At 54.1% G+C, this 266-nt stretch carries 1 protein-coding gene; it reads right to left on the bottom strand.

Annotated elements, in window-relative coordinates; translation table 11 throughout:
- On the bottom strand, positions 1-266 hold a 266-nt coding region (locus tag HEN21_RS23660; RefSeq protein ID WP_183082973.1), incomplete at both ends, for a terminase gpA endonuclease subunit.

Below are 266 nucleotides of genomic sequence, written 5' to 3'. Positions count from 1 at the left end.
ATCCGGGTTATTCGGGAAGTGAACGGCACCGGGAAGCGGTTCATCCCCTTCCGGCGTCAGTGTGAAGCGGTTATAAATCTGCTCTTTCGCGGTATCCGTACCGATTTCGGTAAGGTAAACCCCGTTTTTGTTTCGCTTACGTGGCATGCTGGCCACTGGCTTTCCGTAGACGGATGCCCCTTTAATGGGGATCACCCGGAACAGCCCATGCTTTTTCGAGCGTTCATACACAATGGTCGGGTCAATCCCGCCAGTATCCCAGCAGA

The sequence above is a fragment of the Escherichia sp. 93.1518 genome, assembly GCF_013368915.2.
Taxonomy (GTDB): Bacteria; Pseudomonadota; Gammaproteobacteria; order Enterobacterales; family Enterobacteriaceae; genus Escherichia; species Escherichia ruysiae.
The sequence above is the reverse complement of the archived record's forward strand: the minus strand, read 5'-3'. Positions and strand labels throughout refer to the sequence as shown.